The following is a 24,641-nucleotide window of genomic DNA, read 5'->3' as shown; positions in this document are numbered from 1 at the left end:
CTACGGTGGGCGCCATGTCGGAGATCACGTACATCCGGGGTGACGCCACCACGCCGACGGGCAAGGGCGTCAAGGTGATCGCCCACGTCTGCAACGACCTGGGGGGCTGGGGGAAGGGCTTCGTGCTGGCCCTCTCCCGCCGCTGGCCGGAGCCGGAAAGGGCGTACCGCGCCTGGCACCGCGACCGTGCGAACAACGACTTCGCGCTGGGCGCGGTCCAGCTGGTCCGTGTCGACCGCTACATCTGGGTGGCCAACATGATCGGCCAACGCGGGACCAGAACAGGCAGCAAGGGCGTCCCGGTCCGCTACGAGGCGATCGACACGGCGCTGGCCAGGCTCGCCGACGAGGTGACCGAACTCGGCGCCTCCGTGCACATGCCCCGCATCGGCTGCGGCCTGGCGGGCGGCAAGTGGTCCCGGATCGAGCCGTTGATAACGGAGCGGCTGGTGGGGCGAGGAGTAGCGGTCACGGTCTATGACCACGGCGAGGCAGCGCCCCTTTAGGGGCGCTGGGGGTACCCCCGGCCGAAGGCTGGGGGAGGAACTGCGCGACCAGCCACAACGGACCCGCAGCCCCCCACCCACCGAACCCGGCACCCCCTCAGTGCACGTCGTTCGTAGCCTCGATCCGCTTCCAGGACTTCGGCTGCGCAACGGCCCCCACGGCCTTCGCCGCCGGCACCGCCGGCTTCGCCGGCTCGAACAGCCACGCGTCGAACAACGAACCCAGCGACTTCCCCGACACCTTCTCCGCATACGCCTCGAAGTCGGCCACGGACGCGTTCCCGTACGCGTGCTCCTTCGGCCACCCCTTCAGAATCGCGAAGAACGCGTCGTCCCCTACCGCGTTCCGCAGCGCCTGGACCGCCAGCGCCCCCCGGTCGTAGACAGCGATGTCGAACTGGTCGTCGGGACCGGGATCCCCCGGCTTCACCGTCCAGAACGCGTCATCGGCCGGATGCGACGCGTACACGTAGTCGGCGAGCTCCTGCGTCGTGCCCTCGCCCTCGTGCTCCGACCACAGCCACTGCGCGTACCGGGCGAACCCCTCGTTGAGCCAGATGTCCTTCCAGCCCTTGAGGGAGACGTCGTCGCCGTACCACTGGTGGGCCAGCTCGTGCACGACCACGGAGGTGTTGGCGCCGTTCGCGAACTGCTTCGGGCTGTAGTACACGCGGGTCTGCGTCTCCAGCGCGTACCCGGTGGTGGTGTTCGGCACGTACCCGCCGGCCGAGCTGAAGGGATACGGCCCGAAGTAGCCGGAGAGCCAGTCGACGAGCTCCCCGGTGCGCTCCACGCTCGCCCGGGCCGCCCCGTCGTTGTCGCCGAGGTCCTTGCTGTAGGCGTTGACGACCGGCACCCCGCCCTCGGAGGTGCCCGTCGTGATGTCGAACTTCCCGACCGCCAGGGTGGTCAGGTAGGTCGCCTGCGGCTTGTTCTGCCGCCAGTTGTACCGGGTCCAGCCGAGCTTCGAACTGGTCGACTGGAGCAGGCCGTTGGAGATGACCTGGGTGCCGTCGGGGACGGCCACCGACACGTCGTAGGTCGCCTTGTCCAGCGGGTGGTCGTTGCTCGGGTACCACCACCAGGCGGCCTCGGGCTCGTCCGCCGCGACCGCCCCGTCCGGCGTCCGGTGCCACGTGTTGAAGCCGTACGCGCTCTTCGTCGACGGCACCCCGCTGTAGCGGACGACGACGGTGACCTGCGTGCCCTTCGCCAGCGGCGACTTGGGGGTGACGACCAGTTCGTGCTGACCGGACGTGGCGAAGTCCGCCTTCACCCCGTTGACCCGTACCTCGCTGACGTCCAGCAGGAAGTCCAGGTCGAAGCTGGACAGGTCCTCCGTGGTGCGCGCCAGGATCGTCGCCGTACCGGCCAGCTCGTCGGTGGCCGGCTGGTACTGCAACCGGAGGTCGTAGTGGGAGACGTCGTAACCGCCGTTGCCGTAGTACGGGTAGTAGGGGTCGCCGATGCCCGGTGCGCCGGGGCTGTAGCTCGCGGCCGATGCCGGGATCGCCAGCAGCAGGGAGGCCGCCGCGAGGGCGCCCGGCGCGAGGATTCTGCGGTGCAAGAGAACTCCAAGTCGGTAGGGGGCCGAGGCGCACCCGCCACACCGCGGCGGGCAGCGCCAAGTCGATGGAGCACGAAACTGTTCGGAGCCTATTCAGTCCCTGTGCCCCCTCGCCTGTCCATGGCACCTGCTGTCACACGATCGCCATTCGGCCGCAATTCTCCCTGACGGTCCCCCAGATGCCCCCTCCTGCACGGGAGTTGACCCGGGTAGCGTCCGCCCCATGCCGAAACGCACGCGCTTCACGATCTGGAGACCGCTCGCCGTCGCGGCCGTCGCAGCCCTGATCGCCGCCTTCCTCACCCCGGCCGCGGCCCAGGCCGCCGGCGCCCCGCGCGAGAGCCGACCCGTCTACTCGTACGCGAACGCCATCCGCGAGTCCGTCTGGGTGGACACCGGCCTCGACTCCGACGGCGACGGGAAGACCGACCGGGTCGCCGCCGACATCGTCCGCCCGTCCGAACCCGCCGCGCAGGGCCGCAAGGTGCCGGTCATCATGGACGCAAGCCCCTACTACTCCTGCTGCGGACGCGGCAACGAGAGCCAGCTGAAGACGTACGACGCGGGCGGGAACGTCGTCCAGATGCCGCTCTTCTACGACAACTACTTCGTCCCCCGCGGCTACGCCTTCGTAGGCGTCGACCTGGCCGGCACCAACCGTTCCGACGGCTGCGTCGACGTCGGCGGCCGCTCCGACATCCAGTCCGCGAAGGCCGTCGTCGACTGGCTGAACGGCCGCGCCAAGGCGTACCGCAGCCGCACCGGAACCACCACCGTCAAGGCGAGCTGGACCAACGGGAAGACCGGCATGATCGGCAAGAGCTGGGACGGCACCATCGCCAACGGTGTGGCCGCCACCGGCGTCAAGGGCCTCAAGACGATCGTCCCGATCAGCGCCATCTCCTCCTGGTACGACTACTACTTCGCCCAGGGCGCCCCGCTCTACGACTCGGGACCCGACTGGCTGGCCGGCGCCGTCGAGAGCGACGCGGCCTACGCCAAGTGCGGTGCCGTCCAGCAGAAGCTGGTCGACGGCGCCCCGCGCACCGGCGACTGGACCGGCCTGTGGACCGAGCGCGACTACGTCAAGGACGCGTCCAAGGTGAAGGCCAGCGTCTTCCTCGTGCACGGCATGCAGGACCTCAACGTCCGCACCAAGCACTTCGGCCAGTGGTGGGACGCCCTCGCCAGGAATGGCGTCGAGCGCAAGATCTGGCTCTCCCAGACCGGGCACGTCGACCCCTTCGACTACCGGCGCGGCGCCTGGGTGGACACCCTGCACCGCTGGTTCGACCACGAGTTGCTCGGCTACGACAACGGCATCGACCGTGAGCCGATGGCCGACATCGAGCGCCACCCCGACCAGTGGGTGACCTCGTCCGTGTGGCCGCCGCGCGGCACGCGGACCACCACCCTGCGCCCCGCCACCGGCACCCAGGCGGGCGTCGGCACCCTCGGCCTGCACAAGGGATCCGGCACCGAGACGTTCACCGACGACCCGCAGCAGAGCGAGACCGACTGGGCCGCCCAGCTCGCCACCCCCACCTCGGACAAGGCCGGTTTCCTCACCGCGCCGCTCGGCCACGACCTGCGGCTGTCCGGCTCGTCGAAGGTGACCGTCACCGCCACCCCGACCACCTCGACGGCCCACCTGACCGCCGTCCTGGTCGACCTCGGCCCCGACACCGTCCGGGACTACGCCGACGGCGCCGAGGGCATCACCACCCTCACCGACCGCACCTGCTGGGGCGAGAGCACGGCCGGCGACAGTGCCTGCTTCCTGAAGACGGCGGCGAAGACCAAGGCCGTCGACTACACGGTCTTCAGCCGCGGCTGGGCCGACCTCGGCACCTACGCCGACCCCGGCAAGGGCGTCCCGCTCACCCCCGGAAAGGCCTACACGATCACCCTCGACCTGGCGGCCACCGACCACGTCGTACCCAAGGGCCACCGTCTGGCGCTGATCGTCGCGGGCACGGACAAGGACCTCATCGATCCGCCGTCCACCACCCCGACGCTCACCGTGGACCTGTCCCGTACGACGGCCAGGGTTCCGCTGGTCGGCGGCGCGGCCGCGTTCACCCGCGCGACCGCCACCCGGTGGACCGCCCCCGAGGCGAGGGCCCTGCACGGGGTCCGCGCCCCGCGCACCGTCCAGCGCGTCCCCGCGGGCTGACCGCTCAGGCGGCCGGGCCGGCATCCACCAGCCCGGCCGCCTCTCGCGCACATCCCCAGGCGACCGTGACCCCGGCCCCGCCGTGCCCGTAGTTGTGGATCAATGCCCGCCCGTCCGGCAGGAGTTCGTGCTTCAGCCGGACCGCCGTCCGGTACGGCCGCAGCCCCACCCGGTGCGCCAGCACCCGAGCCCCGGCGATCTCCGGCCGGACCGCCGCGCAGCGCGCCACGATCCCGGCCGCGACGTCCGGATCCGGCTCCAGCGACCAGGCGTCCTCCTCCGCCGTACCCCCGAGCAGCAGCCCGCCGGGCTGCGGGAAGAAGTAGGCGGAGGCGCCCCCCGCCACCTCCTCGGAGGTGTACCAGGTGTCGATCCCGGGGTTCTCCACCACGACCAGCTGCCCGCGCACCGGCCGCACGGCCGGATCGGGGACCAGCGAACGGGCCCCGAGTCCCGTGCAGTTGACCACGACCGGCGCGGGCACCTCGCCCAGCGCGCCCACCACCCGCTCCTCGATCGTCCCGCCCGCCCGCTCCAACCGGCGGCGCAGCCACGCCAGATGGACCGGCATGTCGATCAACGGCAGGCGGGCCGCCAGACCCGCACTCGTCTCGGCCAGTCCCGGCACCTCCGCCGCCCACGCACCCAGCCCGTCCAGCCGCAGGCCGTCGTGTACGCCCTCGACCAGGCGTACGCCCGTCTCCTGCGGCCGTGCCGCCAACGCCTCGTACACGACAAGGGAGGCGAGCGCCCACTCCCCGACCAGCTCCTCGGGCTCGATGCGGTACGGCCACCACAGCGCGCCGGCGACCGCCGAGGTCGTACGCCCGCCGGTCTCCCGGGCCCACACCCGCACCCGGCGCCCGCCCTCGGCCAGCACCACCGCCGTGGTCAGTCCGACGACCCCGCCGCCGACCACGATCACCTCGTCACTCAGCTCAGGCTGCACACGGTGACGTTAGCGGAATATGTCATGCCGCGCTCAGATCGTCCCGCTCTGGGGATACTCACAGCATGTCTGCCGCATACGCGACCTTCGGCCTGGCCCCGGCGATGCGCGCCGGCGGTGTCCGCGCCGACGGCGGCTACCAGCTCCACCGGGACTTCGTGGACTTCGTCGTCGACGGGCACCCGCTGCTGCTCCAGCTCTCCGACCTCGACGCCGTCTCCCCGCTCGCCTCCGACATCCCGCCCGCGATCTTCACCGCCCAGGTCCGCAGCCTCTTACTGGAGTCCGAGGCCCCGCTGCCCGACGGCCGGTACGTCGTCTACGGCTGCCCCGAGTGCGAGGACCTGGCCTGCGGCGCGGTCACCGCGGTCATCGAGCACGACGGCGACGACTACATCTGGCGGGACTTCGCCTGGCAGACCTCCGAACACGCCGACCTGGAGCTCAACGGCTACCACGGCATCGGCCCGTTCCGCTTCCACGGCCCCGAGTACCGTGAGGCCCTCGGCGCGCTCCTGGCGGACTCCGGCCGACCGCCCGGCCGCCGGGTGCTGCTGATCGGCGCCCGCGTCGCCCTCCTCGCCAAGCTGGCCGCCGCCCTGCGCACCATCGGCATCGGCGCCGACATCACCCGCGACGCCGACGGCGTCCCCGCCGAGGAACTCCGCGGCTACGCAGCCGTCGTCTTCGGCCCCGCGGTCGGCGAGGCCGAGCGGACCGCCGTACGCCAGGCGTTCGAGCGGGCGGGCGTGGAGGTGGCCCACGTCGACGGACTCGCCCCGATCGTCCCGCTCCTCGTCGCCCAGATCGAACACGCCCTCGACCGCAGCCCGCTCCCGCAACGCCGGCTGGCCGGCCTGGCCGCCGCCGACGGCACCGCCGGCATCGAGGTCGCCTCGCCCTGCCGGGTACGGCTCACGTCGTACCGCCTCGACCGCCTCTCCCGCCCCCGCACCCACGAACTCTTCGACGGCGTCCTGGAACCCGGCCGCCACCGCATCCCCCTGGACGACAGGGCGGCCAAGGGCGGCTCCTACGTCGTGGCCCGCACCTCCGGGAGCGTGCTGGTGGCGGCGCTGGAGCGCTGACCGGGGGGAAACAGGGCGGAGGGCGGGCTGCCCGGCGCATTAGGATCGGCGTTCTGATGACTGCCACCCTCGTCGCCAAGAACCTCGCCGCCGGGCACGGCGACCGCTCGCTCTTCTCCGGGCTCGACCTCGTCGTGGCACCCGGTGACGTGATCGGTCTGGTCGGTGCCAACGGCGCGGGCAAGTCCACCCTGCTCCGGCTGCTCGCCGGGCTCACCGCCCCCGAGCAGGGCGACCTGCGCCTCTCGCCGCCGACCGCGACCGTCGGCCACCTGCCCCAGGAGCCGGAGCGGCGGCCGGGCGAGACCGTCCGCGCCTTCCTGGCCCGGCGCACCGGGGTCGCCGAGGCGCAGCGCGTGATGGACGAGGCGACCCAGGCCCTGGTCGACGGCGCACCGGGCGCCGACGACGCCTACGCCACCGCCCTGGAGCGCTGGCTCGACCTCGGCGGCGCCGACCTGGAGGAGCGGGCCGACGAGGTCGCCGACTCCCTCGGCCTGGCCGTCGACCTCGACCAGCCGATGACCGCCCTCTCCGGCGGCCAGGCCGCCCGCGCCGGCCTCGCCTCCCTCCTCCTCTCCCGCTACGACGTCTTCCTCCTCGACGAGCCCACCAACGACCTCGACCTGGACGGCCTGGAACGCCTCGAACGGTTCGTGACCGGCCTGCGCGCCGGCACGGTCGTCGTCAGCCACGACCGCGAGTTCCTCACCCGCACGGTCACCAAGGTCCTCGAACTCGACCTCGCCCAGCAGCAGATCCACCTCTACGGCGGCGGCTACCAGGCCTACCTGGAGGAACGCGACGTGGCCCGCCGGCACGCCCGCGAGGACTACGAGGAGTACGCCGACAAGAGGGCCGCCCTCCAGGACCGGGCACAGATGCAGCGCTCCTGGATGGACAAGGGCGTCAAGAACGCCCGGCGCAAGGCGTCCAACGACAACGACAAGATCGGCCGCAAGTTCCGCAGCGAGGCCAGCGAGAAGCAGGCCGCCAAGGCCCGGCAGACCCAGCGCATGATCGAACGCCTGGAGGCCGTCGAGGAGCCCCGCAAGGAGTGGGAGCTCCGCATGGAGATCGCGGCGGCCCCGCGCTCCGGCGCCGTCGTCGCCACCCTGCGGGACGCCGAGGTACGGCGCGGCGACTTCACCTTCGGCCCGGTCTCCCTCCAGATCGACTGGGCGGACCGGGTCGCGGTGACCGGCGCGAACGGCGCGGGCAAGTCGACGCTGCTCGCCGCGCTGCTGGGCCGGGTGCCGCTGGACTCGGGACACGCCGCCCTGGGCCCCGGCGTCGTGGTCGGCGAGGTCGACCAGGCCCGCAAGCTCTTCCACGGCACCGAGTCCCTGCTGGACGCCTTCTGCGCGGCCGTCCCGGACACCGAACCGGTGGAAGTCCGCACCCTGCTGGCCAAGTTCGGCCTCAAACAGGACCACGTACTCCGGTCGGCGGCCACGCTCTCCCCGGGCGAACGCACCCGCGCCGCCCTGGCCCTCCTCCAGGGCCGGGGCGTCAACCTCCTCGTCCTGGACGAGCCGACGAACCACCTCGACCTGCCCGCGATCGAGCAGCTGGAGTCCGCCCTCGACACCTACGAGGGCACCCTCCTCCTGGTCACCCACGACCGCCGCATGCTGGACGGGGTCCGAGTCACCCGCCGCCTGGAGGTTGCGGCGGGCAAGGTGACCGAACGCTGACAACCCTCTGCTGGGAAGCGCCCCTGCGGGGGCGCTGGGGGTACCCCCGGCCGGAGGCCGGGGGATGAACTGCGCGAGCAACCGCACCCGCAGCCGCCCGACGACCCGAACCGGCACCCTCTTCGGCGCTGTCGGCCCCCCACCGTACGCTGCGATCATCGTCGGACACCTGGCAGGAGATTGGCCATGAGCACATCGCCGAAGCGGCCGGCCCTTCGGATCGCGAACGAACAGGACGTCCTCGCCCAGCTGCGCGGCACCCAGGACCGCATCGCGGACGCGATCACGGCCTTCGCCGGCACCATGACGTTCGTCTACCTGCACGCCCTGTGGTTCGCGGTCTGGATCGTCTGCAACGAGGGCGTGTTCGGCGAGGGCGCGATCTGGGACCCGTTCCCCTTCGGCCTGCTCACCATGATCGTCAGCCTGGAGGCGATCTTCCTGTCCACCTTCGTGATGGTGAGCCAGAACCGCCAGGCCGCCCGCGAGAACGTCCGCGCCGACCTGGACTTCGAGACCAACGTGCGCTCGGAGGTGTGGTCCATCCACATGGGCCGGGCCCTCGGCATCGACCCCGTGGAGGTCGAGAAGCGCGTCCAGGAACTGCTCGCGGAGAACCGCGCCCGGATGAACGGCACCGCCCAGCCTCCGAAGGAGACATGATCCGTCGGCGGGTTGCGGCTGCCCCCAGTCATTCGACTCAGGCGCGGAACTCCGGCCGCATGGAACCATGGGCCGACGTCCGGGCGAGCCGGACCTGTGCCCGAAGGAGCGCGCGCATGGGCCGTCCTCGCAGCCTCGCCGGGAGTGGGACATGACCGACCGGCACGGCATGCTGCTCTCCTCCGACCTCGTCGGGGACGCCGGGGCAGGCGGGGCGGCGCCCACCGTCGAGGCCCCGCCGCCCCAGGACGTGCGGCGCGCGGCCGACCTGCTGCGACTGCTGGTCTCCCTGGCCGCCCTCGCGCTGACGGTGCTGGTGGCGGTCGCCACCCGGGACTTCGCCCGCAGGGCGCAGCAGGGCCTGCTCACCGCGGCCACCGCCCTGCCGCCGGCCCTGCGGGACGCACTGGTCGGCACGGTGCAGGCGGTCGCCATGCTCGCACCGCCGGCCGCCCTGGTGGTCCTCTTCGTGCGGCGCCGGTTCGACGCGGTGTCGAGGGTGCTGCCCGCCGCGGCCCTGGGCGCGGCCGTCGGCTGGACGCTCACCCGTCTCGCGCTGGCCGAGAGCCGACCCGAGCTGTGGCCGGAGGTGCTCGTCGGCCGTGGCGGACTGGTGCACGCCGGCTGGCCGTCGGCGGTGTACCTGGCGGCCTGCGCGTCCGCGGTCGTCGCCGCGGGCCCCTGGCTGGCCCGGCCGTGGCGGCGGACGTTGTGGGCACTGACCGCCGGCTGCGCCACGCTCGGCGCGCTGGGCGCCTCGCTCGTCCCGCTGGACGCGTTCGGCGCCCTCGTCGTCGGCGGCGCCGCGGGATCGGCCGTCCTCCTCATGGCCGGCGGCCCGCCCGACCGCCCGCCGGCCCAGGCCGTCGCCGACGCCCTCGTCGCCTGCGGGATCCCCCTCGCAACCCTCCGCGAGCTGCCGGCGGCCCGCCAACTCCCCGGCGAGGGCGTCCTCTACGACGCCGAGACCGCCGAGGGCGCGCAGCTGACCGTACGGGCCCTCGCCGCCGAGGAACGGGGCCGTGACCTGTTCCACCGGCTCGCCCGGCGCGTCCTGCTGCGCCACCCGGCCGACCCCGGCGAGCGGACCCCCCTCGGAGCCGCCGAGCACGAACTGCTCATGCTGGTCTTCGCCGCCCGTACCGGCGCCCGGGTCGCCGACCCCGTCATCGCCTACCCGGTGACCGGGGGCGGCGCGGTCCTGGTGACGGTCGGGCACGGCGCCCGCCCGCTGTCCGCGCTCCCCGACGAGGAGCTGACCGACACGCTGCTGGGCGCGGCATGGGCGGCCGTGGCCCACATCCACGAGCACCGACTCGCACACCGGGCGCTGCGCCCCGAGCACATCCTGGTCGCAGCGGACGGCGGCCCCCGGCTCACCGCGTTCGCGCAGGCCCAGCTCAACGCGCCGCCCGAGGCACTGGGCAGCGACCTCGCCGAGCTGCTCGCCACCACCGCAGTACGCGTCGGACCGGCCCGCGCCACCGCCTGCGCCCTGACCGGCCTCGGCCCCGAACGGCTGGCGAGCGCCCTGCCGTACCTGCAGCCGCTGGCCCTGCTCGGCCCCGCCCGCCGCGAGGTGGCCCGCTACGACCAGGCCCGCGCCCGGGAGGCCACGGCGGGCACCCGGCGCCGCACGCTGCGCCCCGGCGGCCGGCCGAACCTCATGCACGACCTGGCCGCAGAGGTGCGCCGCGCATGTGACGCGCCGGCCGCCAAACCCGCCCCACTCGCCCGGTTCACCTGGAAGAGCGTCCTGGGCCTGGCCGGCGCCTTCCTGGTGGTCCACCTCGTGCTGCCGCAGCTCGCCAACGCCCCGGCCGCACTCCGTGCGCTGCGCGACGCCGACTGGTGGTGGCTGCTCGCGGTCGTGCCCGTCACCTTCGTCTCGCAGGGCTTCTCGACCTGTCTGCAACTGGGCACCATCCCCGGGCGGCTGCCGTTCCGGGCCACCTACCAGGTGCAGTTCGCCAGCTCCTTCCTGAACCGGATCACCCCGGGCAACGTCGGCGGCATGGCGCTGAACCTGCGCTACCTGCAGAAGACGGGGGTCGAGACCGGTGCGGCGACCGCCTCCGTCGGGCTGCAGAGCCTGGCCGGCGCGGTCTCCAACGTGGTGGTCGCCACCGTGTTCTTCGCCGCGGCCGGACAGCACCACGGCGGAGTCCACCTGGACCTGCCCGTCGGCAAGTACACCCTGCCCGCGATCGTCCTCGTCCTGGCCGCCGGAGGGCTGCTCGGCCTGACCCCGCCCGGCCGCCGCTTCCTGCGCGCGAAGGTGTGGCCGTTCCTGCGCGCGGCGGGCACGACCCTCACCGGGATCGCCGCCGACCCCGCCAAGCTGTCCCTGGGGGTCGTCGGCATGCTCGGGCTGCCCCTCGTCCAGATCGTCGGGCTCGCCCTCAGCCTCCACGCGCTCGGCGGCGACCTCCCCTTCGTCCAGCTCGGCGCCGCGTTCATGGCGGCCCGCCTGCTCGCCAACGCGGCCCCGGTCCCGGGCGGGCTCGGCGCGCTGGAAGCGGGCCTCATCGCGGGCCTGACCGCCCTCGGCGTACCGGCGGGCCCGGCCACCTCGGCGGTCCTGGTCTACCGGCTGCTCACGTTCTGGCTGAACGTGCCGCTGGGCGCGCTCGCGCTCGGTTTCGTACAGCGTCGCGGATACGTCTGACAGGCAAGGTCCGGAGCCGGGTTGCGGTTCGGGTCAGGCAGCGGCGCCCAAGGCGGTGACGACCAGCTTTCCGTCGCAAGGGGAGAGGCTCGGACCGACGTGCACGGTCATGGGGCGCGCACAGGTACGACGCCGCGTTGGCATGGCCCTTTCGCCTCTCGTTCACCGACCGCCCCGCCCGGCTTCCTTCGCCGCCCGCTCCACCCGGTCCCGGTGCCCGGCCCAGGCCGCCGCGTCGCCGGGCGCCATGTTGGCACCGTTCGCCCGCTGACCCGTCGCCCCGTCGACGAGCTCGCGGACGATGTCGGCGTGACCGGCGTGCCGTTGGGTCTCGGCGACCATATGGGTGAGGACGCGGTGGAGGGTGATCTCCTTCGGCGGGTCGACGGGAAGGTGCCCGACCGCGTCGAGGGGCAGGGCGGCGATCGTCTCGTCCGAGTGGCTCCAGACTCGCCGGTACACGTCGACTGTCGCCGCACGCGTCTCGTCGGCCCGCGCCCACAGATCTCCGTTGGGTTCCGTGTCTCCGGTGAACCACAGCCTCGGTGCCCCGTCGAAGGGCCGCCCGAACGTCGCCCCGAAATACCAGGCCTCGGCACCGGCGAGATGCTTGACCAGACCCAGCAGATTCGTACCGGTGGGGGTCAGAGGCCGCCGGATGTCGTACTCGGACAGCCCCTCCAGCTTCCACAACAGCACGTCACGGGCGTCCTGGAGATAGGTCTGGAGATCGGCCTTGAAGTCTGGTCCAGTCATGGGACCAGTCTCCGGACCGACGGATCTTCGTCCACCGAATTCGGCGCACTCACCGGAACACACCGGCAGGCGAAACGCGCCCCCAGGGGCGCTGGGGGCACCCCCGGCCGAAGGCTGGGGGAGGAACTGCGCGACCCGCCACGACGGACCGGCAGCTCCCCGCTACCCCCGGAAGGCGCCGTCAGCGCTTGCCGTCCTTCCCGCCCAGCAACCCGGCCCGGCGCAGAGCATCGGCCATCGCACTGTTCGCAGGCGCCGGCGCGGACGCCTGACGGGCGCCGCCACCCTGCCGCTGCTGCTGTCGCTGCTGCGGCGGACGCCCGTTGCCACTCCGCTGCTGCTGTCGGCGCTCACCGCCGGCGGCCGGCGCGGCTTCGTCGTCCAGCCGCAGCGTCAGCGAGATCCGCTTGCGCGGGATGTCCACGTCGAGGACCTTCACCTTGACGATGTCACCGGGCTTCACCACGTCCCGCGGGTCCTTGACGAACGTCTTGGACATCGCGGAGACATGGACCAGGCCGTCCTGGTGGACACCGACGTCGACGAAGGCGCCGAACGCCGCCACGTTCGTCACGACCCCCTCCAGGACCATCCCGGAGGACAGGTCCGAGATCTTCTCGACGCCCTCCTTGAAGGTGGCCGTCTTGAAGGCCGGACGCGGGTCGCGCCCCGGCTTCTCCAGCTCCTTGAGGATGTCGGTGACGGTCGGCAGACCGAACGTCTCGTCCACGAAGTCCGACGGCCGCAGCGAGCGCAGCGCACCCGTGTTGCCGATGAGCGCGGCCACCTCCTGGCCCGACGTCTTCACCATCCGCCGTACGACGGGGTACGCCTCGGGGTGGACACTCGACGCGTCCAGCGGGTCGTCGCCGCCGCGGATGCGCAGGAAGCCCGCGCACTGCTCGTACGCCTTCGGGCCGAGCCGGGCCACGTTCTTCAGCTGGCCGCGGGAGGTGAACGGGCCGTTGGCGTCGCGGTGCGCCACGATGTTCTCGGCGAGTCCGGAAGTGATGCCGGAGACCCGGGCGAGCAGGGGCGCGGAGGCGGTGTTGACGTCGACACCGACGCCGTTCACACAGTCCTCGACCACCGCGTCCAGCGAGCGCGACAGCTTCACCTCGGACAGGTCGTGCTGGTACTGGCCGACGCCGATCGACTTGGGGTCGATCTTCACCAGCTCGGCCAGCGGGTCCTGGAGCCGGCGCGCGATGGAGACCGCGCCGCGCAGCGACACGTCCATGTCGGGCAGCTCCTGGGAGGCGAAGGCGGAGGCCGAGTACACGGACGCGCCGGCCTCGGACACCATCACCTTGGTGAGTTTCAGTTCCGGGTGCTTGGTGATGAGTTCGCCGGCGAGCTTGTCGGTCTCGCGGGACGCCGTGCCGTTGCCGATCGCGATCAGGTCGACCGCGTGCTCCTTGGCGAGCCGGGCCAGCTTGGCGATCGCCTCGTCCCACTTGTTGGCCGGGACGTGCGGGTAGATGACGTCGGTGGCGACCACCTTGCCCGTGGCGTCGACGACGGCGACCTTCACGCCGGTCCGGAAACCGGGGTCCAGGCCCAGCGTCGCGCGCGTGCCGGCGGGCGCGGCGAGGAGCAGGTCGCGCAGGTTCGCCGCGAACACGTTGACCGCCTCGTCCTCGGCTGCCGTCCGCAGCCGCAGCCGCAGGTCGATGCCGAGGTGGACGAGGATGCGGGTGCGCCAGGCCCAGCGGACCGTGTCCGACAGCCACTTGTCGGCCGGCCGGCCCCGGTCGGCGATCCCGAACCTGTGGGCGACGATCCCCTCGAACGAGGACGGGCCCTCGGTCGGCTCCTCCGGCTCCAGGACGAGGTCGAGGACCTCCTCCTTCTCGCCGCGCAGCATCGCCAGGATGCGGTGCGAGGGCAGCTCGGTGAACGGCTCGGCGAACTCGAAGTAGTCGGCGAACTTCGCGCCCGCCTCCTCCTTGCCGTCCCGCACCTTGGCGGCCAGCCGGCCGCGCACCCACATGCGCTCGCGCAGCTCGCCGATCAGGTCGGCGTCCTCCGAGAACCGCTCGGTGAGGATCGCGCGGGCACCGTCCAGGGCGGCCTGCGGATCGGCGACACCCTTGTCGGCGTCGACGAAGGCGGCGGCCGCCGCCAGCGGCTCCACCCCTGGGTCCCCGAGCAGCCCCTCGGCCAGCGGTTCGAGACCTGCCTCCCGCGCGATCTGCGCCTTGGTCCGCCGCTTCGGCTTGTACGGCAGGTAGATGTCCTCGAGCCGCGCCTTGGTCTCGGCGCCCCGGATCTGCGCCTCCAGCTCGTCGGTGAGCTTGCCCTGCTCCCGCACCGACTCCAGGATCGCCGTCCGCCGCTCCTCCAGCTCCCGCAGGTAGCGCAGCCGCTCCTCGAGCGTGCGCAGCTGCGCGTCGTCGAGCATCTCGGTCGCTTCCTTGCGGTAGCGGGCGATGAAGGGCACCGTCGAACCGCCGTCGAGCAGCTCCACGGCAGCCTTGACCTGCCGCTCCCGTACGCCGAGCTCCTCGGCGATCCTGCCTTCGATGGACCCTGGAACCAGGGACCCGGGTGTCGTCACGATCCCGTACCGCCTTCTCCACTGAGGTTGCGCCGCAATTGTGGCAGGTGACACCGACAACCGGGCCCCAGGGCGCCGTTCCGCGACACGGACTCTCGACGAATCCGTCGCACACCCGGGGAATTCGTCGCACACCTGGGTGATTCCGCGCCCGAAGGCCACTCCCCGGGGCCCGCCCGGCCCCCGGCCGCGTCACCCCTTGCCGAGAAGATCCGCGGGAAACGCCCCCGCGGCCACCGCCGCCCTCGCGAAGCCCGCCGCCAGTTCCGTCAGCCGGGCCACCCCGTCGGCCCCCAGGTGCTCGTACGGTGCCCGGTCCAGCCGGTCCGTCTCCGCCTCGATCTCCGCCCGCAGGGCCGTCCCCGCCCCGGTCAGCTCGCCCGCCGCGTCGAGCAGCCCGCGCTCCCGCAGCCGTTCCACCGCCGCGTCCCAGTCGTCCTGGCTCCAGCCGCGCGTGGCGAACACCCACTTCGGGGCCATGCCCTTGCCGGTCGCCGTGTGCGTCACCACCGCCTCCAGCCCGTCGAGACCGGCCGCCAGCAGCACCGCGAGGTGCCCGTCGCCGCGGTGCTCACGCAGCAGCGTGCCCGCGTACCAGTAGGCGAGGTGGGGCTCCTGAGGCACGGGCAGGTCCGCGTGGGCGGCGTACAGCGGGCGGCCGGAGCGCGAGCAGGCCTCGGTGGCGCGCAGCGCGAGCCGCGCGGCCTCGGCCATCCCCGCCGAGACCACCGCGTCCGCGCCGAGCAGCCGCCGCATCGACGCGTCGACGGCACGCGCGCGTGCGGCGAGGACGTCCTTCGGGGACGCGGTCTCCCAGACCGCCGGCACATGCCGGGCCACCAGCTCGTACTTGTAGTTGTAGAACGTCGCCGTCACCGTGCCGGCCCCGACCGGCCCCAACGCGGCCGCCCGCACCGCGAAGTTGACGGCCCGCGGATGGGTGACCCCGAGCGCGGCCAGTTCCTCGGCCAGCTCGGGGCTGAAGAAGTGGGTCGCGTGCAGGGAGTTGAGCAGGGTGTGGCAGCGGCGGCCGGCGCGCGGCTCCAGGGCGGCGGTTGTCATGGGCGGCACGCTACTTACTGGTTGGTACGGACTTCCAGTGTCCGGCGCGATGCCGGCCCCGTACTCCGTCCGCATGGCAGGAAAGGTGGGCTGCTCGTCATTGCGGCCATCACCGGACCGGCCAAGAATCGACGGCATGGCGCAGCGAACCGTTCTCGTCCTCCTCTTCGACGGCGTCCAGAGCCTCGACGTCACCGGTCCCGTGGAGGTCTTCACGGGCGCCGACACCCACACCCCGGGCAGCTACCGGATCCGTACCGCCTCCCTGGACGGCGCTCCCGTGCGCACCTCCAGCGGGCTGACCGTCGTACCGGACCAGGCCCTGGCCGACGCGTCCGACCCGCACACCCTCCTCGTCCCCGGCGGCCGGGGCACCCGGCGGCCCGACCCGGAGCTGGTGGCGTGGCTGCGGGCGCACGGGCCACGCGCCGGGCGGCTGGTCTCCGTCTGCACCGGCGCCGTCCTGCTCGCCGCGGCCGGGCTCCTGGACGGCCACCGGGCGACCACCCACTGGGCGTACTGCGCCAAGCTGGCCCGCGACCATCCCGACGTCGACGTCGACCCCGATCCGATCTACGTCCGGGACGGTCACGTCGCCACCTCGGCGGGTGTCACCTCGGGCATCGACCTGGCGCTGGCGCTCGTCGAGGAGGACCTCGGCCGGGACGTCGCGCTCACCGTCGCCCGGCACCTGGTGGTGTTCCTGCGCAGGCCCGGCAACCAGGCCCAGTTCAGCGCCCAGCTCGCCGCCCAGACCGCACAGCGCGCGCCGCTCCGGGACGTGCAGCAGTGGATCACCGAGCACCCGGACGACGACCTGAGCGTAGCGGCGCTGGCCGCCCGCGCCGCGCTCTCGCCCCGCCACTTCGCCCGCGCTTTCCAGGCCGAGACCGGGACGACACCCGGCCGCTACGTCGACCAGGTCCGGCTGGAACACGCCCGCCGGCTCCTGGAGGACACCGGCGACGGCGTCGAGGAGATCTCCCGCGGCAGCGGCTACGGCACCCCCGAGGCGATGCGCCGCGCCTTCCTCAGGGCCCTCGGCACCACTCCCGCCGAATACCGGCGCAGGTTCAGCCCGGCCCCCGTCCGCCGACCCCGTTAGGAGAGCCATGCAGATCGCGATCGCCCTCTACGACCGCTTCACCGCCCTCGACGCCGTGGGGCCGTACGAGACCCTGGGCCGGATCCCGGACTCCGAGATCGTCTTCGTCGCCGAGGAGGCCGGCCCCGTCCGCACCGACAACGGGAACCTCGCCCTGACCGCCGGGAAGACCCTCGCCGAGGTGCCGCACCCCGATGTCGTGGTCGTCCCGGGCGGCCCGGGCCAGTCGGCGCAGATGACGAACCGGGCCCTCCTCGACTGGATCCGCGCCGCGGACGCCACCAGCACCTGGACGACCTCCGTGTGCACCGGCTCCCTGCTGCTCGCCGCCGCCGGCCTCCTCGAAGGGCGCAGCGCCACCTCGCACTGGCTGGCCCTCGACGAACTGCGCGGGTTCGGCGCCGAGCCGACGGGGGAGCGGGTGGTCACCGACGGCAAGTACGTCACCGCGGCCGGCGTCTCCGCCGGCATCGACATGGGTCTCACCCTGATCGGCCGGATCTCCGGGGACGCCGTCGCCCAGGCCGTACAGCTCGGGATCGAGTACGACCCGCAGCCGCCCTACGACGCGGGCTCCCCGCAGAAGGCGCCCGCCGAGGTCGTCGACCTGCTCCGCTCGATGAGCCGGTTCATCCTCGGGGCGGAACTGCCCACGTGAACCGCGGCTGACGACGCTCCAGGAACGCGGCGACGCCCTCGGCGGTGTCGCCGCTGCCGCGCGCCTGCTCCGCCCAGTGCGCGTCCCGGTCCGTGCGGCCGCTCGCGAACTCCTTCGCGGCGGCCTGCGTCAGCTGCGAGCGGGCGGCCAGGATCCGGGTGAACTCGGCCACCCGCTTGTCCAGTTCGCCCTCCGGCAGCACCTCGTCGACCAGGCCGGTGCGCAGCGCCCGCTCCGCGTCGATCAACTCGCCGGAGAACAGGAGGTACTTGGTGGCGGCCGGGCCGACGAGGGACACCAGGCGGCGGGTGGAGGCGGCCGGGTAGACGATGCCGAGCTTGGCCGGAGTCACCCCGAACAGCGCGCCGTCCTCGGCGAACCGCAGGTCGCAGGCGGCGGCGAGCTGCGAGCCGCCGCCGACACAGTGGCCGCGCACCGCGGCGAGGGTCGGCTTCGGGAACGCGGCGAGCGCCTCCTCGGCGGCGACGGCGAGGGTCTGCGCCTCGGCGGGGGAGCCCCGGAGGGTGGAGATGTCGGCGCCGGCGCAGAAGGTGCCGCCCGCGCCGGTGAGGACCAGGGCCCGCACGGCGGGGTCGGCCGCCAGGCCGTCGAGGAGCGGCGGGAGGGCGCGCCACATCTCCGCGGTCATCGCGTTGCGTTTGGCCGGGTTGGCGATGACCACGGTGGCGACGGCGTCTTTGACCTGGTGGGTGAGGCGGGGCTCCATGGGCGGGATGCTATAGGCGCGCGGCGGCCGTGCCCGCGGGGGCTGCCGCCGTATCCCACGGAAAGTTCTCATACCCGTACAACCCGAATAGTTCGCGAAGTCGGCATTGAGGAGGGCAAGAGTCGTTCCACAACTGACCTTGTCATACGCCAACGGTCAGATCCGCTCGATATTCGCTGACTTGTGTTCAGTCATGCGGAGCGGAGCGGGTCGTTACCAACACTCGACGTGTGGTGACAATCGAGCGTGAGGGTGGCGACCGGACGATGGAGAACCACGGGCGCGGGCACGACCCGCGTCCAGAGGGAGGCGGCGCTCCGCCGCCGGATCCGCTGCCGTACGAAGGAGTCTGGCGGTTCACCGCCGCAGCCGTGGACGCCTCGGTCCCGCAGGCGCGGCGCGCCGTACGGGACCTGCTCCAGCGCCAGGGCGTCCCGGTCTCGGAGGACCTGGTGTACGGGCTGTTGCTGATCGTCTCCGAGCTGGTCACCAACGCGGTCAAGCACGCGGCGCTGCTGTCGCCGGTGCTGGCCGTCGAGGTCGCCGTCGGCGCCGAATGGGTGCGGGTGTCGGTGGAGGACAACCACCCCTACCGCCCGACCGCCCTGGAGGCCGACCACGGGCAGCTCGGCGGCCGGGGGCTGCTGCTGGTGCGGGAGGTGGCGCGGGAGGCGGGCGGGGTCGTGGACGTGGAGCACACGTCGAGCGGCGGCAAGGTGATCTGGGCCGCCCTGCCGCTCAAACCCGCGACGCTGCCGTGAGGCCTCGCGAAGATCCCGTGAGGATTCTCACCAGCCGGCGGACGGGCCCGTCAGCTCCCTGACCGCCGGGCGGGCCGCGTCCAGCACGGTCATGAACCAGGACGAGAAGGTGTCCTGGGCGTGCCGCTCGGTCAGCTCGGCTGCCGTCACGAAGGCGGTCGCCTCGACCTCCTCGGGGTCCGGCGCGAGCGGCGCCTGCACCATGCCGACGAACAGGTGGTTGAACTCCTGCTCGACCAGGCCGGAGGCCGGGTCCGGGTGGTTGTAGCGGACCGTGCCCGCCTCGGCGAGCAGCGACGGGGAGACCCCCAGCTCCTCGAAGGTCCGCCGGGCCGCCGCCGCGAAGGGCGCCTCGCCGGGGTAGGGGTGACCGCAGCAGGTGTTGGACCACACGCCGGGGGAGTGGTACTTGCCCAGGGCCCGCTGCTGCAGCAGCAGCCTGCCGTGTTCGTCGAAGAGGAAGACGGAGAACGCCCGGTGCAGCTGCCCGGGCGGCTGATGCGCGGCCAGCTTCTCCGCGGTGCCGATGGTCACACCCTTCTCGTCGACGAGTTCAAGGAAAATCGCGTCTGCGGTCCCTTCCGACGTGCTGTGCGTCGCGGTGGCAGGTGTGATCGGCATACCCATCCTTCGCCTCGGTCTTCGCACCAAGTCTGCCGTACGAATCCGACACTCCCGGCACTTCCCGGCACGGGCACGCCGGAAGAGGGACCCGGTACTTGATCGTGCCCTACGGGTGCGCGAGGGAACCGTCCGGGGGTCTCGAACACAAGGACGCCGGGGGAGTGCGGAGCGCTGCGTTCCGGGACCCCGGGTGCGGCGGGGTCAGTGGCAGAGCCGGGCCTCGTGCTCCGCGTGCCCGCCCGGCAGCTCGTGCAGCAGCTTCTCGTGCCCGATGGCGCTCAGCACGTCCGAGCGGAACACCACGTGCGTGCCCTGCCCCATGAGATACGCCTCCTGTGTTCGGCCGCGGATCAACAGTGAACTACGGGTGGGAGGGATCCGGCAACGCGGCGCCGAACATCGTTGTCATATGCCCTGACCTGCGGAGACGAACTCCAGGTCAGGGCACCCTCGGTTACCCAGCGTGCGGGGCCGGGTCGCGCGGGTGGCCGACCGGTCCGCCGTGCAACGGTGTCCTCAATGTCCGTTCTGCGAGCGCCATTTGTGGGGCGGGGCCCGGATCACGGATGATGATCTCGGCAAAGGCCGGGGCAGAGCGGGCCGACCGTGCCGTGAACGGCCGGTGAACAAGCAGTCCTCACCATCCGATAACCTCTGCCGAATGCCGTCCGGGGGCCACCAGGCACACCCCGCCCCACCACGCAGGAGAGACCGGCGCCCGTGCGCCGTACCCAGGGAGTGAGTTCGGTTGTCGACCGCCATCGTCACCGGTCCGCCGGTCCCCGGATCGTCACTGGAGAGCGATCTGCGGGCGCTCGGCTTCGAGGTGCGGGCGGCGTCGGACACCGCCGAGGCCGAGGCCCTGCTCACGGCCGTACCCGCCGGTGACCGGGTGGCCCTGGTCGACGCACGCTTCGTCGGCCACGTGCACGCCCTGCGTCTCGGCCTCACCGACCCCCGCTTCCCGCTCGCCGCGATTCCCGGCGCCGTCACCGCCCAGCCGGCCGCCCGGCCGGCCCTGGCCCGGGCGCTGGCCCGGGAGGCAGCCGCGGGCGGCGGCACCGCCCTCGCCGTCGACGGCCTGGTCACCGCCCTGGACGCCGACGTCCGCCATCCCGAGCTGGGCAGCCTGGTCGCCGTCGTCCCCGCCGACCCGCAGGCCCGCAACGAGGCACGGCAGGCCGTCGCCGCCGTCGACGACGAGGCCGTACGCCTCAAGTCGGCCGTGAAGTCCCGGGACGGTTTCTTCACCACCTTCTTCATCAGCCCGTACTCCAGGTACATCGCCCGCTGGTGCGCCCGGCGCGGACTGACCCCCAACCAGGTCACCACCGCCTCGCTGCTCACCGCCCTGATCGCGGCGGCCTGCGCGGCCACGGGCACGCGGATCGGGTTCGTCGCCGCCGGCGCCCTGCTGATCTGCTCGTTCGTCCTGGACTGCACCGACGGGCAGCTCGCCCGCTACTCCCTGCAGTACTCCACGCTCGGCGCCTGGCTGGACGCCACCTTCGACCGGGCCAAGGAGTACGCCTACTACGCCGGCCTCGCCCTGGGTGCCGCACGGGGCGGCGACGACGTGTGGGCGCTCGCCCTGGGCGCGATGATCCTGCAGACCTGCCGGCACGTGGTCGACTTCTCCTTCAACGAGGCCAACCACGACGCCACCGCCAACACCAGCCCCACCGCCGCGCTCTCCGGCAGGCTCGACAGCGTCGGCTGGACGGTCTGGGTGCGCCGGATGATAGTCCTGCCCATCGGCGAACGATGGGCACTGATAGCCGTCCTCACGGCCGCCACCACTCCGCGGATCACCTTCTACGTGCTGCTGATCGGCTGTGCCTTCGCGGCCACCTACACCACGGCCGGCCGGGTCCTGCGGTCGCTGACCCGCAGGGCGAAGCGAACCGACCGGGCGGCGAAGGCGCTGGCGGACCTGGCGGACAACGGTCCGCTCGCAGGGTTCGTGTCCCGCACCCTGCGCACCCCGCTCGGCTCCCCGTTCCCGGTGGCCCTCGCCGGCGTGGCGGTTCTCACCGTCTCCCTCTTCTCCGGTGTGACCTGGGCCCCGGTCGCGGGTGCCGTCGTCTACGCCCTCGCCTCCGGCCAGGCCCTGGCCCGGCCCCTCAAGGGCGCCCTCGACTGGCTGGTCCCGCCCCTCTTCCGGGCCGCCGAATACGGGACCGTACTCGTCCTCGCAAGCAAATCCGGGGTGAACGGAGCCCTCCCTGCGGCTTTCGGACTGGTGGCCGCCGTCGCCTACCATCACTACGACACGGTGTACCGCATCCGCGGCGACGCCGGGGCGCCGCCGGCCTGGCTGGTACGTGCCATCGGGGGGCAGGAGGGGCGGACGCTGCTCGTCACCGTCCTGGCCGCGGTGCTCACCGCCGCACAGTTCAAGGCCGCGCTCACGGTTCTCGCCGTGGTCGTGGCCGGGCTGGTGCTCGTCGAGAGCATCCGCTTCTGGGTGTCCGCAGGGGCGCCCGCCGTACACGACGAAGGAGAACCCGCATGATCGGCCTCGTGCTGGCGGCCGGCGCCGGCCGGCGTCTGCGCCCCTACACCGACAGCCTGCCCAAGGCGCTGGTGCCGGTGGGGCCTGCCGGGATAGAGGACTCGATCACGGTGCTCGACCTGACCCTCGGCAACTTCGCCGAGATCGGCCTGACCGAGGTCGCGATCATCGTCGGCTACCGCAAGGAGGCCGTCTACGAGCGCAAGGCGGCCCTGGAGGCCAAGTACGGCCTCACGCTCACCCTCATCGACAACGACAAGGCCGAGGAGTGGAACAACGCCTACTCCCTGTGGTGCGGCCGTGACGCCCTCAAGGACGGCGTGATCCTCGCCAACGGCGACACCGTGCACCCGGTCTCCGTCGAGAAGACGCTGCTCGCCGCGCGCGGCGACGGCAAGAAGATCATCCTCGCGCTCGACACGGTCAAGTCCCTCGCGGACGAGGAGATGAAGGTCGTCGTCGGCGCCGACGAGGGCATGACGAAGATCACCAAGCTGATGGACCCGGCCGAGGCCACCGGCGAGTACATCGGCGTCACCCTCATCGAGGGCGACGCCGCCCCCGAGCTCGCCGACGCGCTGAAGGCGGTCTGGGAGACCGACCCGCAGCAGTTCTACGAGCACGGCTACCAGGAACTGGTCGACCGAGGCTTCCGCATCGACGTCGCGCCCATCGGCGACGTCCCGTGGGTCGAGATCGACAACCACGACGACCTCGCCCGGGGACGGGAGATCGCGTGCCAGTACTGACCCGGCTGATCCCCTCGCCGGTCGTCGTCGACATCCGCCCGGGTGCCCTCGACGACCTCGCAGGGGTGCTCGCCGACGAACGCATCTCGCACTCCGGCCGGCTCGCCGTCGCCGTCAGCGGCGGCTCCGGCTCGAAACTGCGGGAGCGCGTCGCGCCGAGCCTGCCGGGCGCCACCTGGTACGAGGTCGGCGGCGGCACCCTCGACGACGCGATCCGGCTGGCCGGCGACATCAAGGCCGGTCACTACGACGCGGTCGTCGGCCTCGGCGGCGGCAAGATCATCGACTGCGCCAAGTTCGCGGCGGCCCGGGTGGGCCTGCCGCTGGTCGCCGTGCCGACGAACCTCGCGCACGACGGCCTGTGCTCGCCCGTCGCCACCCTCGACAACGACGCGGGCCGCGGTTCCTACGGCGTACCGAACCCGATCGCGGTCGTCATCGACCTCGACGTCATCCGCGAGGCCCCGGCGCGCTTCGTGCGCTCGGGCATCGGCGACGCCGTCTCCAACATCTCCGCGATCGCGGACTGGGAGCTGTCCCACCGCGTCACCGGAGAGAAGATCGACGGCCTGGCGGCCGCCATGGCCCGGCAGGCCGGCGAGGCGGTGCTGCGCCACCCCGGCGGCATCGGCGGGAACGACTTCCTCCAGGTCCTCGCCGAGGCGCTGGTGCTCAGCGGTATCGCCATGTCGGTGTCGGGCGACTCCCGCCCGTCCTCCGGCGCCTGCCACGAGATCAACCACGCCTTCGACCTGCTCTTCCCGAGGCGTGCCGCCAGCCACGGCGAGCAGTGCGGACTCGGCGCGGCCTTCGCGATGTACCTGCGCGGAGCCCACGAGGAGTCCATGTACATGGCCGATGTGCTGCGCCGGCACGGACTGCCGGTGCTGCCGGAGGAGATCGGCTTCACCGTGGACGAGTTCGTCCGGGTCGTGGAGTTCGCTCCGGAGACCCGGCCCGGCCGCTACACCATCCTCGAACACCTCGACCTCAAGACCCACCAGATCAAGGACTTCTACGTCGACTATGTCAAGGCCATCGGTAGCTGAACTCCGTCCGGTCGTCCACCCCGTGGGGGTCAAGGACCGGCGCAGCGGTGAGCACTGGATGGGGCGCCTCTACATGCGTGAGGTGTCCCTGCGGGTCGACCGCTACCTGGTGAACACCAGGGTCACGCCCAACCAGCTCACGTACCTGATGACCGTCTTCGGCGTGCTCGCCTGCCCGGCCCTGCTGGTGCCGGGCATCACGGGCGCGGTGCTCGGCGTCGTCTGCGTCCAGATGTACCTGCTGCTCGACTGCGTCGACGGCGAGGTCGCCCGCTGGAAGCAGCAGTACTCGCTGGGCGGCGTCTACCTGGACCGGGTCGGTGCCTACCTCACCGACGCCGCCGTCCTGGTGGGCCTCGGACTGCGCGCCGCGGACCTGTTCGGCAGCGGCCGTATCGACTGGCTGTGGGCCTTCCTCGGCACCCTGGCCGCGCTCGGCGCCATCCTGATCAAGGCCGAGACCGACCTGGTCGGCGTGGCCCGCCACCAGGCCGGGCTTCCGGTGGTCAAGGAGGCCGCCGCCGAGATGCGGTCCTCCGGGATGGCGCTGGCCCGCCGGGCCGCCGCCCTGTTCCGGTTCCACCGGCTGATCCTCGGTATCGAGGCCTCCCTGCTGATCCTGCTGCTCGCGGTAGCCGACCACTTCCACGGCGACCTCTTCTGGACCCGGCTCGGCACCGCCGTGCTGGCCGGCATCGCGCTGCTCCAGACCCTGCTGCACCTGGTCTCGGTCCTCGCGTCGAGCAGGCTGCGGTGAGCGC

The 24,641-nt window shown here is 72.5% G+C and carries 20 protein-coding genes and 1 pseudogene; 13 read left to right on the top strand and 8 right to left on the bottom strand.

The annotated features are described in order from the left end of the window. Positions 1-14: 14 nt before the first annotated feature. Entirely contained in the window at positions 15-506 is a 492-nt protein-coding gene (locus tag ACFY0P_RS32665) for a macro domain-containing protein (protein WP_388921194.1), read from the top strand. Between the two features lie 97 nt (positions 507-603). Here the strand turns inward: ACFY0P_RS32665 and ACFY0P_RS32660 are convergent, their stop codons facing one another. After that, positions 604-2,073, bottom strand: coding sequence for a M1 family metallopeptidase (locus tag ACFY0P_RS32660; RefSeq protein ID WP_388921191.1), 1,470 nt, complete (start codon positions 2,071-2,073; stop codon positions 604-606). A 223-nt stretch (positions 2,074-2,296) separates the two neighbouring features. Here ACFY0P_RS32660 and ACFY0P_RS32655 point away from each other — a divergent pair, with 223 nt between their 5' ends. Beyond that, positions 2,297-4,249 carry a Xaa-Pro dipeptidyl-peptidase gene (locus ACFY0P_RS32655; RefSeq protein WP_388921188.1) on the top strand — a complete coding sequence of 651 codons (1,953 nt, stop codon included), beginning with the start codon at positions 2,297-2,299 and terminating at the stop codon, positions 4,247-4,249. A gap of 4 nt (positions 4,250-4,253) precedes the next feature. Here the strand turns inward: ACFY0P_RS32655 and ACFY0P_RS32650 are convergent, their stop codons facing one another. Then, positions 4,254-5,198 (bottom strand): FAD-dependent oxidoreductase, encoded by a 945-nt coding sequence (locus ACFY0P_RS32650; protein ID WP_388921185.1) that lies wholly within the window; start codon positions 5,196-5,198, stop codon positions 4,254-4,256. 65 nt (positions 5,199-5,263) lie between these two features. On the opposite strand from ACFY0P_RS32650, the gene ACFY0P_RS32645 reads away from it, so the two are divergent. The 4 genes from ACFY0P_RS32645 (at position 5,264) to ACFY0P_RS32630 (ending at position 11,314) form a co-directional block, all read left to right on the top strand. After that, positions 5,264-6,286 carry an oxidoreductase gene (locus tag ACFY0P_RS32645; protein ID WP_388921182.1) on the top strand — a complete coding sequence of 341 codons (1,023 nt, stop codon included), beginning with the start codon at positions 5,264-5,266 and terminating at the stop codon, positions 6,284-6,286. 56 nt (positions 6,287-6,342) lie between these two features. Continuing rightward, on the top strand, positions 6,343-7,983 hold the full coding sequence (locus ACFY0P_RS32640; protein ID WP_388921179.1) for an ABC-F family ATP-binding cassette domain-containing protein: 1,641 nt from the start codon (positions 6,343-6,345) through the stop codon (positions 7,981-7,983). Between the two features lie 186 nt (positions 7,984-8,169). Beyond that, on the top strand, positions 8,170-8,646 hold the full coding sequence (locus tag ACFY0P_RS32635) for a DUF1003 domain-containing protein (protein ID WP_388921176.1): 477 nt from the start codon (positions 8,170-8,172) through the stop codon (positions 8,644-8,646). Between the two features lie 151 nt (positions 8,647-8,797). Next, complete coding sequence (locus tag ACFY0P_RS32630) at positions 8,798-11,314, top strand: flippase-like domain-containing protein (protein ID WP_388921173.1); 2,517 nt, start codon at positions 8,798-8,800, stop codon at positions 11,312-11,314. A gap of 162 nt (positions 11,315-11,476) precedes the next feature. Here ACFY0P_RS32630 and ACFY0P_RS32625 read toward each other — a convergent pair whose 3' ends face one another. The 3 genes from ACFY0P_RS32625 to ACFY0P_RS32615 form a co-directional block, all read right to left on the bottom strand. Continuing rightward, complete coding sequence (locus ACFY0P_RS32625; RefSeq protein WP_388921170.1) at positions 11,477-12,070, bottom strand: DinB family protein; 594 nt, start codon at positions 12,068-12,070, stop codon at positions 11,477-11,479. A 181-nt stretch (positions 12,071-12,251) separates the two neighbouring features. Next, entirely contained in the window at positions 12,252-14,630 is a 2,379-nt protein-coding gene (locus ACFY0P_RS32620; RefSeq protein WP_388921166.1) for a Tex family protein, read from the bottom strand. Positions 14,631-14,822: 192 nt separating this feature from the next. Beyond that, a complete protein-coding gene (locus ACFY0P_RS32615) occupies positions 14,823-15,692 on the bottom strand; it encodes a hypothetical protein (protein WP_388921163.1) in 870 nt (289 codons plus the stop codon). Positions 15,693-15,828: 136 nt separating this feature from the next. Between ACFY0P_RS32615 and ACFY0P_RS32610 the strand changes: the two genes are divergently transcribed. Together ACFY0P_RS32610 and ACFY0P_RS32605 are read left to right on the top strand one after the other, a co-directional pair. Then, positions 15,829-16,797: a GlxA family transcriptional regulator gene (locus tag ACFY0P_RS32610; protein WP_388921160.1), complete on the top strand. Its 969-nt coding sequence runs from the start codon at positions 15,829-15,831 to the stop codon at positions 16,795-16,797. A gap of 7 nt (positions 16,798-16,804) precedes the next feature. After that, complete coding sequence (locus tag ACFY0P_RS32605; RefSeq protein WP_388921157.1) at positions 16,805-17,455, top strand: DJ-1/PfpI family protein; 651 nt, start codon at positions 16,805-16,807, stop codon at positions 17,453-17,455. Here the strand turns inward: ACFY0P_RS32605 and ACFY0P_RS32600 are convergent. Beyond that, positions 17,427-18,182 carry an enoyl-CoA hydratase/isomerase family protein gene (locus tag ACFY0P_RS32600; RefSeq protein ID WP_388921154.1) on the bottom strand — a complete coding sequence of 252 codons (756 nt, stop codon included), beginning with the start codon at positions 18,180-18,182 and terminating at the stop codon, positions 17,427-17,429. The genes ACFY0P_RS32605 and ACFY0P_RS32600 overlap by 29 nt on opposite strands. 266 nt (positions 18,183-18,448) lie before the next feature. Here ACFY0P_RS32600 and ACFY0P_RS32595 point away from each other — a divergent pair, with 266 nt between their 5' ends. Beyond that, the gene (locus ACFY0P_RS32595; protein ID WP_388921637.1) at positions 18,449-18,943 is read left to right on the top strand and encodes an ATP-binding protein; all 495 of its coding nucleotides are present in this window, start codon (positions 18,449-18,451) and stop codon (positions 18,941-18,943) included. Between the two features lie 27 nt (positions 18,944-18,970). On the opposite strand, the gene idi is transcribed toward ACFY0P_RS32595, so the two are convergent. Together idi and ACFY0P_RS32585 are read right to left on the bottom strand one after the other, a co-directional pair. Further along, positions 18,971-19,564 (bottom strand): isopentenyl-diphosphate Delta-isomerase, encoded by a 594-nt coding sequence (gene idi, locus ACFY0P_RS32590; protein WP_388921151.1) that lies wholly within the window; start codon positions 19,562-19,564, stop codon positions 18,971-18,973. Positions 19,565-19,768: 204 nt separating this feature from the next. Then, a pseudogene (locus tag ACFY0P_RS32585) lies at positions 19,769-19,873 on the bottom strand (cation transporter); the annotation flags it as partial. A gap of 442 nt (positions 19,874-20,315) precedes the next feature. Between ACFY0P_RS32585 and ACFY0P_RS32580 the strand changes: the two are divergent. From ACFY0P_RS32580 to ACFY0P_RS32565, 4 genes are read left to right on the top strand one after another with little or no spacing between them, the layout of a single operon-like run. After that, a complete protein-coding gene (locus ACFY0P_RS32580; RefSeq protein WP_388921148.1) occupies positions 20,316-22,082 on the top strand; it encodes a DUF5941 domain-containing protein in 1,767 nt (588 codons plus the stop codon). Beyond that, positions 22,079-22,831: a sugar phosphate nucleotidyltransferase gene (locus ACFY0P_RS32575; protein ID WP_388921145.1), complete on the top strand. Its 753-nt coding sequence runs from the start codon at positions 22,079-22,081 to the stop codon at positions 22,829-22,831. The genes ACFY0P_RS32580 and ACFY0P_RS32575 overlap by 4 nt, the downstream gene beginning before the upstream one ends. Next, positions 22,819-23,880 carry an iron-containing alcohol dehydrogenase family protein gene (locus tag ACFY0P_RS32570; RefSeq protein WP_388921142.1) on the top strand — a complete coding sequence of 354 codons (1,062 nt, stop codon included), beginning with the start codon at positions 22,819-22,821 and terminating at the stop codon, positions 23,878-23,880. The genes ACFY0P_RS32575 and ACFY0P_RS32570 overlap by 13 nt, the downstream gene beginning before the upstream one ends. Next, the gene (locus tag ACFY0P_RS32565) at positions 23,858-24,637 is read left to right on the top strand and encodes a CDP-alcohol phosphatidyltransferase family protein (RefSeq protein ID WP_388921139.1); all 780 of its coding nucleotides are present in this window, start codon (positions 23,858-23,860) and stop codon (positions 24,635-24,637) included. Before ACFY0P_RS32570 ends, ACFY0P_RS32565 begins: the two co-directional genes overlap by 23 nt. Positions 24,638-24,641 lie beyond the last annotated feature (4 nt).

The organism is Streptomyces sp. NPDC001714, assembly GCF_042892755.1.
In the GTDB taxonomy this organism is placed as follows: domain Bacteria; phylum Actinomycetota; class Actinomycetes; order Streptomycetales; family Streptomycetaceae; genus Streptomyces.
Note: the sequence above shows the minus strand (reverse complement) of the source record. Positions and strands in the feature narration are given on the sequence as shown.